Raw genomic sequence first — 12,512 nt, forward strand, 5'->3', positions numbered from 1 at the left:
ATAATATGAACCTTATAAATTTTGACTAAAAAACGATTCATTAACGCGTATCAGACATAACTAATAGTTTATTAATATCAACAGAATTTAAGAATTCCAAAAAAGCTTGTGCAGCAGGAACTAATGATTTACCAGCCACTTTTGCTACATACCAATCTCGTGTAATAGGAAACCCTTCAACATCCAAAACATCTATATGTCGGTAGCGATTTTCTAACCGAATGGCTTGCTTAGGTAAAACAGAAATACCTAAACCTGCCATTACTGCTTGTTTAATACTTTCAGTACTTCCTAATTCCATATAAGGTTCAAGATTAATACCGTTTTCAACAAATCTTTCTTGCACAGAATCACGAATACCAGACCCTTTTTCACGCATTAAAAAGCGTTCATTTGAAAGAGCTGTAATAGGAATTTTTTTCTCTTTAGAGAGAGAATGTTTTGGCGGAGCAACTACCACAAGCTCGTTTTGAAAAAACGGAAAAGCTTGCATATTTAAGTCTTCGGGAACTCGCCCCATAATAGAGAGATCATATTGATTATGCTTGATTTCATCAAGGATTCGACGACGATTAATAACCGTAATCATTGGCTTAACATCAGGGTAACGATTAAGAAATGCTTTAAGAATATAAGGCATAAAATACTTGGCTGGGGTCACCACGGCAATACGCAACTCACCATCAATACGAGCCTGCTCAGACTTGATACTAATATTAAGATCATTTAACTCAGCTAATATTTTTTTACAGGTCTTAAACATATGTTCACCAGGCCTGGTCAAAAACAATTTTTTACCAACAACTTCAATAAACTTGACGTCATTATTCTCTTCTAAACGCTTCACCTGAATGGAAACTGCAGGCTGAGTTAGACTTAATTCTTCCGCTGCTTTTGTATAACTTAAATTACGTGCAACCGCTTCAAATATGCGGATTTGCTGGGCAGTAATATGGAGATTATGCATATATTTTTTTTACCGTAACAAGTGTAAGTTTATGAATTTGAATTTTTTCTATTATATACATTTGTCTATGTTGTGCATAACAATCGCTGTATTGCCATGGTTGGGAAAAGTTTTTAACATGGGCAGCAACTGAAAACGAAGGGGAACAACTTCCCACTCAATATACGATTTTCAGATAAAAGTTTTTTTAACCTATATGAGGTAGAACATGGCTAAGACTTACAATGCCGGTGTAAAAGAATACCGCGAAACTTATTGGATGCCAGATTACGAGCCAAAAGACTCAGATTTTCTAGCATGTTTTAAAGTAACTCCACAGGATGGTGTTCCACGTGAAGAAATCGCTGCTGCGGTAGCTGCAGAATCTTCAACAGGTACATGGACAACTGTTTGGACTGACTTACTAACTGACCTTGACTATTATAAAGGTCGTGCGTACAGAATTGAAGACGTTCCTGGTGACGATACTTGTTTCTACGCTTTCATTGCATACCCAATTGACCTATTTGAAGAAGGTTCAGTTGTATCTGTAATGACTTCATTAGTTGGTAACGTTTTCGGATTTAAAGCATTACGTGCTTGTCGTCTTGAAGATATCCGTTTCCCACTAGCTTATGTTATGACTTGCGGTGGGCCTCCACATGGTATTCAAGTAGAACGTGACAAAATGGACAAGTATGGTCGTCCAATGTTAGGTTGTACTATCAAGCCTAAACTAGGTCTTTCTGCTAAGAACTACGGTCGTGCAGTATATGAGTGTCTACGTGGTGGTCTTGACTTCACTAAAGATGATGAAAACGTAACTTCACAGCCATTCATGCGCTGGAGAGATCGTTTCCTTTTCTGTCAAGATGCGATTGAAAAGTCACAAGCAGAAACTGGTGAGCGTAAAGGTCACTACCTAAACTGTACAGCTGGTACTCCAGAAGAAATGTATGAGCGTGCTGAGTTCGCTAAAGAGATTGGTACGCCAATCATCATGCACGATTACCTAACGGGTGGTTTTACTGCTAACACTGGTCTTGCTAACTACTGCCGTAAGAACGGTCTATTGTTACACATTCACCGCGCAATGCACGGTGTAATTGACCGTAACCCACACCACGGTATTCACTTCCGTGTTTTAACTAAAGCACTACGTTTATCTGGTGGTGATCACTTACACTCAGGTACTGTTGTAGGTAAGTTAGAAGGTGACCGTGAAGCAACTCTAGGTTGGATCGACATCATGCGTGATTCTTTCATCGCTGAAGATCGTTCACGTGGAATCATGTTTGACCAAGACTTTGGTGCTATGCCTGGTGTTATGCCGGTTGCATCTGGTGGTATTCACGTATGGCACATGCCTGCTCTTGTTACTATCTTCGGTGATGACTCTGTTCTTCAGTTCGGTGGTGGTACTTTAGGTCACCCATGGGGTAACGCTGCTGGTGCAGCTGCTAACCGTGTTGCGTTGGAAGCTTGTGTACAAGCTCGTAACGAAGGCCGTGAAGTTGAGAAAGAAGGTAAAGAAATCCTTACTAGTGCTGCTAAAGATAGCCCAGAACTTAAGATCGCAATGGAAACTTGGAAAGAAATCAAGTTCGAATTCGATACAGTTGATAAGCTTGACGTTAAGCATAAGTAATTGAAAATTTAGGAGAATAGAATAATGAGTATTCAAGATTACCCATCACGTATTTCTGATCCTAAGTCACGTAAGGCTGAGACGTTCTCTTACTTACCGACTATGACTTCAGAACAGGTTAAAGCACAAGTTCAGTACATCATTGACAAAGGCTGGAACCCTGCAATCGAACACTCTGAGCCAGAGCGTGCGACTGACTACTACTGGTACATGTGGAAACTTCCAATGTTCGGTGAAACTTCTGCAGACGCAGTACTAGCTGAAGTTGATAACTGCATCAAAGCTAACCCAAACAACCACGTTCGTTTGATTGGTTATGATAACTTTGCGCAGTCTCAAGGTGCTAACATGCTTATCAAGCGTGGTGATATGTAATAACAGCGTTTTACGCTCTTATTAATATCAGGTGTTAATTTATAAATTTACCAGGCCTGGTAAATTTATAAAACACCGCCCTTTTAGACTAGAAAAACTTTTTTCTAGTCTATCCAAATTCTGAGAAATGCCTACACAACTAAGTCTAGGCCTTTCTTAACCAAGTTTGCTAAATCACTTTTATACCTCACGATTTAGTAAAACAGGTCGGCTGGCCCCGAAACTGGCCGACCTTTCACTTTAGATTTGTTTATTTCTAAATAAGTGAACAAATCTAAAAGTTTGAAAACTCTTTTTTGAATTTGTCATGTTAACGGAGAATCCCATGTCAGAAGTCAATGCATTAGATCCATCTCAATACCTAATTAAAGAAGAACCTTTCTACCGCCCTGTTGCGGATGAAATTGAGTTATTTGAATCTGGTTACGCATCACGTATGCCAATCATGCTTAAAGGACCTACTGGTTGTGGTAAGTCTCGTTTTGTTGAGTATATGGCTCACAAATTAAATAAGCCATTAATTACTGTTGCCTGTAACGAAGATATGACTGCATCTGATTTAGTTGGTCGTTTCCTAATCGATATCAACGGTACACGTTGGCAAGATGGTCCTTTAACCGTTGCAGCACGTATCGGTGCTATCTGTTATTTAGATGAAGTTGTTGAAGCTCGTCAAGATACTACGGTTGTTATTCACCCGTTAACGGATCACCGTCGCATTTTACCTTTGGATAAGAAAGGCGAATTAGTTGAAGCACACCCTGATTTTCAGTTAGTTATCTCATATAACCCTGGCTATCAGTCAATGATGAAAGACCTAAAACAATCAACTAAACAGCGTTTTGGTGGATTCCGTTTTGACTACCCAGAAGCAAAAATTGAAGCCGATATCGTTTCTAAAGAAGCGGGTATTGACCAAGCAACTGCAGAGAAATTGGTTCAAATTGCTCAGCGTTCACGTAACCTTAAAGGTCACGGTTTAGATGAAGGTATCTCTACACGTTTATTAGTATATGCAGCACAGCTTATTAACAAAGGTGTTGATCCTAAGAAAGCTTGTACTATGGCACTTATCACTCCACTAACGGATGATGATGATATTTTAGATACGTTATTAACAACAGTAGATACATTTTTTGAATAAAACCACCAGGCCTGTTGCTCTTAATTAATGAGCACAGGTGCTAAGTTGAATAAAAAATGTATAGGATAATGTTATGAGTTTTGATCTAGAAGAAGTCAGAGCATCATTGATCAAAAGCGTGCCTCAACTTGAGGACAAGCTAGACTCTTTGATCCAAGAAGCTTCTCACTACATGAATGAGCACTCTCGTGAAGAGTGGTTAGACAACGCCAATGCCCTTGCTTATTTAGGTAAAGGACAAGAAGTTGTAGTGAGCTATCTTGAAGCAGTTCCACAAGTTATTGCTAAAGTCGAAGACGAGATTATGGATGATATCCATGAGACCGTAATGAAATTATCATCAGTAACATCTGGGGAAGTCATTGCACTCGTTTTAGACTCATTGCCGACCATTGCTGACAAAACACGAGATATAGATTTAACTAGACAATACCTAGCTTTAATCTATCAAATTGGGTCTAAAACACCACGTGGTATGCGTCCAATGTTAGCCAATATGGATGAGCTTATGTCTAAGCTTACTGTATCTGGTTTACGTCGTTGGGCTCAATGGGGTGCACAAGCACATGCTCGTAATTTCCCGGCACAAATTAAGTACTTTGGTTTAGAGTCAGAGGATTCTAAAGCGGTCTTTCAGCAACAGCGTAAAGGTTCATTGTTTATCGATTACCATCGACCAATCAACTTTTACCTGCGTGCTTTCTGGGCCCGTGATTTCTTTATTCGTCCAGCCGCTGCGGACTTTGAAGACTTTAAACCTTACTTTGAAAAGATGGCCTTACACCTTCCAGACGCCTTAAATGATATAGGTGAGGTATCAGGTGGTGAGCTTTACCGAGCAATGGCGGCACATTTGGCGTCACACGTTTGCTACAGTAAAGCAGCTATATCCATGGAACAGTTAACACCACAGCAGATGTTTTTTATAGAAATCATCGAAGATGCTCGAGTGGAATACAATGCGATTAAGCAGTTTCCAGGGTTACGCAACCTGTGGATGAAAGTCATTAAAGCGAGTCAAGAACAAGTTGATTTAGACCCTAAGTCAAATGCATATCGCATTGAACAACTTGCTATTAAGTTAATGGATAAAAACCATGACTTACAAGATGATCAATTAATGATTGTTGCTGATAAGTTCTATGCTGAAATCGAAGACAATTTAGAAAACGAAAAATGGTCATGGAATTTAGGTGTTTTACTACACAACGTTCTAAATATCGCTACCAATAAATGGGTTTCTTTAACTGAGTTAAACAAACAACGTTTCGGTTACCGTGATGACAACCGTTTTGTATGGGCTTCTGAAGAGTGGGCTGAAATGGATGCTGGCTCTGCAGGTTACCAAGAAACTGTACGCAGAAATGTTTCTGTTATGGAAATGATTAACGAGATCGATTCTGAGCTTGTTGATGTTGACCATGATGAAGTCTGGGTTTTAGGTTCTGAACTCATGCCATACGAAGATAACGGCCTCTCTTATAATGAGATGGAAGGAATTGAACCGGTTTCAGATCCTTATCATTACCACGAGTGGGATTACCGTGTTCAGCTTAATCGCCCTAATTGGGTAACGCTGTTTGAACGTCGAGCTAAAAAAGGCGACCCTGAACTTTATAATCGCATTCTTGATGCCAATAAAGGCATTGCACACCGTATAAAACAGATTGTCGATAAACTACAAGCTGTTGGTTTGCAACGTATCCGTCGCTTAGAAGATGGTGATGAACTCGATTTAAATGCATGTGTAGAAGCCATCACGTCAATTCGTATGGGACAAGAACCAGACCCACGTATTACCATGAAAAACGTAATTCGTAGTCGTGAAGTATCGGTGGTTATATTGTTAGACTTATCTGAATCGACTAATGAAAAAGTGGCTGATTCCGATAGAACGATTCTAGAAGTGACTCAAGAAGCGGCCATTTTAGTATCGCATGCGATTAACGGTATTGGAGATCAGTTTGCTGTTCACGGCTTCTCATCTGATGGTCGTCACGACCTTCAGTATGTACGCTTTAAACAGTTTGATGATTCATTTGATGCCGAGGTTCACGCTCGTTTAGCAGGCATGCAAGGCGGATTATCTACCCGTATGGGTGGTGCAATGCGTCATGCTGGACATTATCTAGAACAACAAAACAGTAAGCAAAAATTACTGCTCGTTATTACAGATGGTGAACCCGCTGATATTGATGAACAAGATGGTCAGTACTTAAAACAAGATGCTAAAAAAGCGGTAGAAGAATTGCAATCTAAAGGCATTCACTCATACTGCTTAACGATTGACCAGTACGCAGATAAATATGTGCATAACATCTTTGGTCAAAACCGTTACGCTATCGTTGATGACGTAATGAAACTGCCTGAAAAGTTACCGCAATTATTTGCAAACCTGACAACTTAATTAACCCTAAAAGTTAATCAAGTCATAACCCTAGTCAGGATTACCTGACTAGGGTTTTTTTATACCCAAATTTGATAAAATACTTTGCAAATAGTGCAAAAAACTAGGATTAAACAATGAATGCAGAACAGTTCAAACAGGCTTTAGCTGAATTTCCAGATGAAAATTACCAAGAGATTCTTGATGGTGCTGCCTTAATTATCTTTGAAGACAAAGCATTAACGTTAGGTAAATCACAACAAGCTTATGTTATTTTTGAAATGGGTGATGAAAAATTTAATTCTACAGAAGAACTTAAAAAATCACTTATAGAGCGTGCAGATGATCTCATCTTAGAATACTATCAATATAACCCTATTAGTAAAATGCACTTTAACAACCAGCTTACCGCCCTAGTTAAAGAACATGGTGCAAATGCGTTTGTTACTATGCCTGGGCAAGAAGCTAGCGTTAAGCTATTTGTAGAAGGCAGTAAAGTCATTGTTGAAACTAATGAAAGCGAAAGGTTTAAATATGGCTTTTGCTTAGTTTTAAATGAAAAGGTTTTACCTCAAGCTGTAGAAAATAAAGTCAAAAACTGGGTATCTAGCGGCAGTGCTTATGATGACTATATTAGCGTGAATGTGTGTCGATTCAGTAGTACCGATCTAGAAGATCTTGAAACTAGCGACTATGTATAACCACTAATATTTTATTAGCAAAATTAGAGCAATAAAAAAGGGCGTTAAACGCCCTTTTTTATTATTTTAATAATCTTGGTTAATTATTATTTTGCTAGCATTTATTTTGCCAACATATTACCCAGAATTCTGCGTGCATCTTTAGCTAACTCAGGTTGACTACCTTCCAACATATTAATAATCGTGATAGTGAGTTCTTGTGCAGCACCGTCTTTAAATCCAGGCATATTTTCTAATATTTCAAAAGTCTGGTCTAAAGCTTCTTCATAAGCATGTTCAGCAACATAACAAACCGCTAAATACAATCTAGCTTCATAATTAGCTGGATCTTCATCAACCATTTTAATTAAACTTACCAGGCCAGGTGTTTTAGCCGCCAAATCTTTAAATGTCATTTGACCGACTATTGCTTTACCTATCTCTGAATTTTTATCTTTGTCTGGTAAACGGTTAAATAAAGATTTAGCTTCTTCTAATTCGTTAATATCTAGTAATATTTGAATCATATCCAGTGCAACACGAGTGTTTCTAGGATCCGACTGTATTGCTTCAGTGAGAGTTTTAATTGCACCTGCTGTATCGTTATTTAGATGCATCTGCTTGGCCTTTTCACGCATATCATCTGAAGCTTTATAAATACCGAAAGATTTTAGTAAAGCAGCTAATTCTGCCTCTTCTAAAAGACCCACTTCTTGATGGACCATCTCACCATCTTTAAACACTTTTAAAGTCGGTACATTAACAATCTCATATTGCTCACGTAAGTCTGTTTCCATATCGATATCAATACGTGCCAATAAAAACTCACCAGCAAAGTCTTCTGCATATTTTGTAAGAAGATTTTCTAACTGAATACACATCCCTAAACTTGGGCTCATAAACAATGTGAAAACGGGTAATTTATATGAATTCATTAAAACAACAGAATTGAAATTACTTTGCGAAATCTCAAAGTTTAAAACTTGTTTATCACTCATGTTTACCTTCCTTAAACTATTAATGACTTTATTATAACAGTCTAATTTCAAGCTACTATTACATGCCGTTATGTTCTATATAAGCAGTTCTATATAAGTTATTCTCTAGAAATAATTCATAAACGCCAGATACAAAAAAACCCGCTTAAAGCGGGTTTTTTAAGTTCAGACTAAACTGTTATTTATTTAACAGTTTGGTTCAATGAACCTGACGCATAACGAGCTTGCATTTCTTCTAAACCAACAGATTTGATTTTAGAACCGTGACCCGCACAACCAAATGCTTCAAAACGTGCTTTACAGATTTCCATCATTGCATTTTCAGCAGCATTAAAGAATTTACGTGGATCGAAGTTAGAAGTATTTTCAGCAAGGTGCTTACGGATTGCACCAGTAGATGCCATACGTAAATCAGTATCGATGTTAACTTTACGAACACCATACTTGATACCTTCAACGATTGCTTCAACAGGTACACCGTAAGTTTGACCCATATCACCACCGTAGTTATTGATGATTTCTAACCACTCTTCTGGAACAGAAGAAGAACCGTGCATTACGATGTGAGTATCAGGAATACGCTCATGGATTTTCTTGATTTGGTCAATCTTAAGAACATCGTCAGATGGCTTAGAAGTAAACTTGTAAGCACCGTGAGAAGTACCAACCGCAACTGCTAAACAGTCAACGTTAGTATCTTTAACGAACTGTGCTGCTTCTTCAGGATCAGTTAATAGGCTATGCATATCAAGCTTCTCATCAGAACCGTGACCATCTTCTTCACCCATCATTCCTGTTTCTAATGAACCTAGGCAACCTAGCTCACCTTCAACAGAAACACCACCAGCGTGAGCAATTTTAACTACTTCAGCAGTGATACCAGCATTGTATTCGTAAGAAGCAGGAGTCTTCATATCAGCTTCTAATGAACCATCCATCATAACTGATGTAAAACCAGACTGGATTGCACGTAAACATACGCCAACATCAGAACCGTGATCCTGGTGCATTACAACTGGAACGTTAGGGAACATTTCAACCGCAGCAGCGATCATGTGACGTAACATTGGCTCACCAGCATATTTACGTGCACCAGCAGAACCCTGAAGGATTACTGGAGAATCTACAGCGTCAGCAGCACGCATGATTGCACGAACTTGTTCCATGTTGTTTACGTTAAACGCAGGCATACCGAAGTTGTTTTCTGCTGCGTAGTCCATTAATTCACGAAGTGTAATCATCGCCATATGCGAGACTCCTCTAGTTTAGTTTTCAAAAAAGGTATCTTTGTATTTTAACAAGCTTTTAATAAACTCGCCAATTTGAATTTACTCACTCTATTCACGAGTAGAGCAAATTCAGACAAAAGTTTTAATTATGGAAGTTTTACAATTTCCATTTTGTTTGTTCCACCCATAGTGCCATTTACTTCACCACGAGTCATAAGAATTAGATCACCTGATTTGGCAATTCCAAATTCTTTAATTCGATCCATAATCGATGCTTTTACTTCTTCATCATTCAAACCATCGTAGGTCAGAGTTGACGGATATACACCACGGAATAAAGTTACTTTACGACGCGTGTCTAAATGCGGTGTTAAAGCGATAATTGGCATACCAGAACTAATACGTGACATTAATAAAGCCGTATTACCAGATTCAGTTAACGCTGCAATACATTTCACACCAAAGTGGTTCGCCGCATACATGGTTGCCATTGCAATCGTTTCATCTACTGCTGTAAATGACTCATCAATACGGTGAGTTGATTCACGAGAAGTACGTGACTTCTCCGCTTCACGACAAATATTACCCATTGTTTCAATAACTAAGCTTGGAGAATGACCCGTAGCCGTTTCACCAGATAACATTACTGCATCTGTTCCATCCATTACCGCATTGGCAACGTCAAAGACTTCTGCACGCGTAGGAATTGCATTTTCAATCATAGTTTCCATCATCTGAGTTGCAGTGATAGTCACACGATTAAGTTGGCGAGAACGCTTAATCATTTTCTTTTGTAACGCTGGTAATTGTGCATCACCAACTTCTACACCTAAGTCACCACGAGCAATCATGATGACATCTGAAGCTAGAATAATTCCGTCTAACGTAGCGTCATCCGCAACTGCTTCAGCACGCTCAACCTTAGAAACAATGCTACAGTTTAAGCCAGCTTTAGAAGCTAAAGAACGACAGTATTCAACATCTTCTGCTGAACGTGGAAAAGATAAAGCTAAGTAATCTGCTTTAATCTCAGCTGCCGTTAAAATATCTTCTTTATCTTTTTCAGTTAATGCCGCAGCAGATAAACCACCACCGGCAAGGTTAATCCCTTTATTATTTGATAAAGAGCCACCAACGATTGTTGTGGTATTAACACGCTCACCCTCAACACTATCTACTTGAAAAACTAAACGACCATCATCAAGCAGTAACTTATCACCTTCTTTTACATCATAAGGAAGGTTTTTGTAGGTTAGACCAACTTCATGTTGATTACCATCGTTGTTACCTACGGCATTATCAAATGCAAACTTATCACCAGCTTTCAGGAAAACTTTGTCATCTGCAAAGCGTGCAATACGAATTTTAGGACCTTGTAGGTCAACTAAAACACCGACTTGTCTATCAAATTTTTCAGCCATTTCACGAACAGCTTGAGCACGCAAAATATGCTCTTGTGGAATACCGTGTGACATATTAATACGCACAACGTCCACACCCGCTTTAATAATTTTTTCTAGCTCACCTTCACGATCCGTAGCAGGACCTAAAGTTGCAACAATTTTTGTTCTTCTTAAACCACTTGGCATTTTGTTTTTTCTACCTTATAAAAATTTGAACTCGTTAGTGTTCAAAAAAGATGTCTCGCAAAATAAACTCCGACCAAACTGAACAGCCAATCTTTTTGGCTGAGGTGTCAAAAGTGTTATTTACCGAGTCACCCTCTTTCGTGAACTATTTAAATCTAACAGAGTTATGTGACAATAAAATGAAAACAACCTGAATAAGTTCAAGCTGTGTTAATACTACCAGGCCTGGTAAATTTAATTTTACCAGGCCTGGTAATTTATTCGTAAAACGAATTATTTTGCAGCTGCTGCTTTTTCTAACATAGTTACAGCTGGTAGTTCTTTACCTTCTAAGAATTCTAAGAAAGCACCACCACCAGTAGAGATGTAAGAAACTTTATCAGCGATATCATACTTATCAATTGCCGCTAAAGTATCACCACCACCTGCAATCGAGAATGCTGAAGACTCTGCAATTGCCATAGAGATTGCTTTAGTTCCTTCACCAAATTGATCAAACTCAAAAACACCTACTGGACCATTCCATACAACAGTACCTGCATTTTTGATGATTTCAGCTAATTCTGCTGCAGAATCAGGACCGATATCAAAAATCATATCGTCATCAGCGGTTTCAGAAACATTTTTAGTTTCAGCTGCCGCTGACTCAGAGAATTCTTTACCACATACTACGTCTGACGCTAAAGGAATCGCCGCACCACGTTTTTCCATGATTTCGTTAAGCTTCTTACATGTTGGTACTAGATCCGTTTCAGAAAGTGATTTACCAACGTTATAACCAGCTGCTTCAATAAACGTGTTAGCAATACCACCACCTACAACTAATTGGTCAACTTTTTCAGAAAGTGACTCAAGAACAGTTAACTTTGTAGAAACCTTAGAACCACCAACAATTGCAACCATTGGACGTGCTGGGTTATGTAAAGCCTTACCTAAAGCATCTAATTCTGCTGCTAATAATGGACCTGCACACGCTGTATCAGCAAATGCACCTGCACCATGTGTTGAAGCTTGTGCACGGTGAGCTGTACCGAAAGCGTCCATAACATATACATCACAAAGTGCTGCATACTTCTTAGAAAGAGCTTCATCGTCTTTCTTTTCACCAACGTTGAAACGAACGTTTTCTAAAAGAACTACTTCACCATCAGCTACATCAAAACCACCATCAAGGTAATCTTTAATAAGACGAACTTCTTTACCTAGTTTAGCTGTAAGATCAGCAGCAACTGGAGCAAGAGAGAACTCTTCTTCATATTGACCTTCAGTAGGACGACCAAGGTGAGACATCAGCATTACCTTAGCACCAGCGTCAGCGGCCATTTTGATTGTAGGTAATGAAGCACGAATACGTGCATCAGAAGTTACTTTACCGTCTTTAACTGGAACGTTAAGGTCTTCACGAATCAATACGCGCTTACCAGCTAAATCTAGATCAGACATCTTAATTACAGACATGTTGAGTCCTTTTTCTTTCAAGTTGAACTGTTTTCAGAGAGAAAACAGATTTGGATTAA

The 12,512-nt window shown here is 38.7% G+C and carries 10 protein-coding genes; 5 read left to right on the forward strand and 5 right to left on the reverse strand.

The genetic code is table 11. The features are described 5' to 3' along the window. Nucleotides 1-40: 40 nt before the first annotated feature. The gene (locus tag ACORJQ_RS00115; protein ID WP_321324925.1) at nucleotides 41-967 is read right to left on the reverse strand and encodes a LysR family transcriptional regulator; all 927 of its coding nucleotides are present in this window, start codon (nucleotides 965-967) and stop codon (nucleotides 41-43) included. 208 nt (nucleotides 968-1,175) lie between these two features. On the opposite strand from ACORJQ_RS00115, the gene ACORJQ_RS00120 reads away from it, so the two are divergent. The 5 genes from ACORJQ_RS00120 (at nucleotide 1,176) to ACORJQ_RS00140 (ending at nucleotide 7,200) form a co-directional block, all read left to right on the forward strand. After that, the gene (locus tag ACORJQ_RS00120; RefSeq protein WP_321324926.1) at nucleotides 1,176-2,594 is read left to right on the forward strand and encodes a form I ribulose bisphosphate carboxylase large subunit; all 1,419 of its coding nucleotides are present in this window, start codon (nucleotides 1,176-1,178) and stop codon (nucleotides 2,592-2,594) included. A gap of 21 nt (nucleotides 2,595-2,615) precedes the next feature. Further along, nucleotides 2,616-2,969, forward strand: a complete 354-nt coding sequence (locus ACORJQ_RS00125) for a ribulose bisphosphate carboxylase small subunit (protein WP_321326894.1) — start codon at nucleotides 2,616-2,618, stop codon at nucleotides 2,967-2,969. Between the two features lie 325 nt (nucleotides 2,970-3,294). After that, the gene (locus tag ACORJQ_RS00130; RefSeq protein ID WP_321324927.1) at nucleotides 3,295-4,113 is read left to right on the forward strand and encodes a CbbQ/NirQ/NorQ/GpvN family protein; all 819 of its coding nucleotides are present in this window, start codon (nucleotides 3,295-3,297) and stop codon (nucleotides 4,111-4,113) included. Nucleotides 4,114-4,186: 73 nt separating this feature from the next. Next, a complete protein-coding gene (locus ACORJQ_RS00135) occupies nucleotides 4,187-6,520 on the forward strand; it encodes a nitric oxide reductase activation protein NorD (protein ID WP_321324929.1) in 2,334 nt (777 codons plus the stop codon). A 116-nt stretch (nucleotides 6,521-6,636) separates the two neighbouring features. Beyond that, complete coding sequence (locus tag ACORJQ_RS00140) at nucleotides 6,637-7,200, forward strand: hypothetical protein (protein ID WP_321324931.1); 564 nt, start codon at nucleotides 6,637-6,639, stop codon at nucleotides 7,198-7,200. Between the two features lie 101 nt (nucleotides 7,201-7,301). Here ACORJQ_RS00140 and ACORJQ_RS00145 read toward each other — a convergent pair whose 3' ends face one another. The 4 genes from ACORJQ_RS00145 to ACORJQ_RS00160 form a co-directional block, all read right to left on the reverse strand. Beyond that, entirely contained in the window at nucleotides 7,302-8,177 is an 876-nt protein-coding gene (locus ACORJQ_RS00145; RefSeq protein ID WP_321324933.1) for a tetratricopeptide repeat protein, read from the reverse strand. Nucleotides 8,178-8,359: 182 nt separating this feature from the next. Beyond that, a complete protein-coding gene (gene fba, locus ACORJQ_RS00150) occupies nucleotides 8,360-9,424 on the reverse strand; it encodes a class II fructose-bisphosphate aldolase (RefSeq protein WP_321324935.1) in 1,065 nt (354 codons plus the stop codon). Nucleotides 9,425-9,552: 128 nt separating this feature from the next. Next, nucleotides 9,553-10,995 carry a pyruvate kinase gene (pyk, locus tag ACORJQ_RS00155; protein ID WP_321324937.1) on the reverse strand — a complete coding sequence of 481 codons (1,443 nt, stop codon included), beginning with the start codon at nucleotides 10,993-10,995 and terminating at the stop codon, nucleotides 9,553-9,555. Between the two features lie 273 nt (nucleotides 10,996-11,268). Beyond that, nucleotides 11,269-12,453, reverse strand: a complete 1,185-nt coding sequence (locus ACORJQ_RS00160; RefSeq protein WP_321324939.1) for a phosphoglycerate kinase — start codon at nucleotides 12,451-12,453, stop codon at nucleotides 11,269-11,271. Between the last annotated feature and the right edge of the window lie 59 nt (nucleotides 12,454-12,512).

This window comes from Thiomicrorhabdus sp. (assembly GCF_963662555.1).
Taxonomy (GTDB): domain Bacteria; phylum Pseudomonadota; class Gammaproteobacteria; order Thiomicrospirales; family Thiomicrospiraceae; genus Thiomicrorhabdus.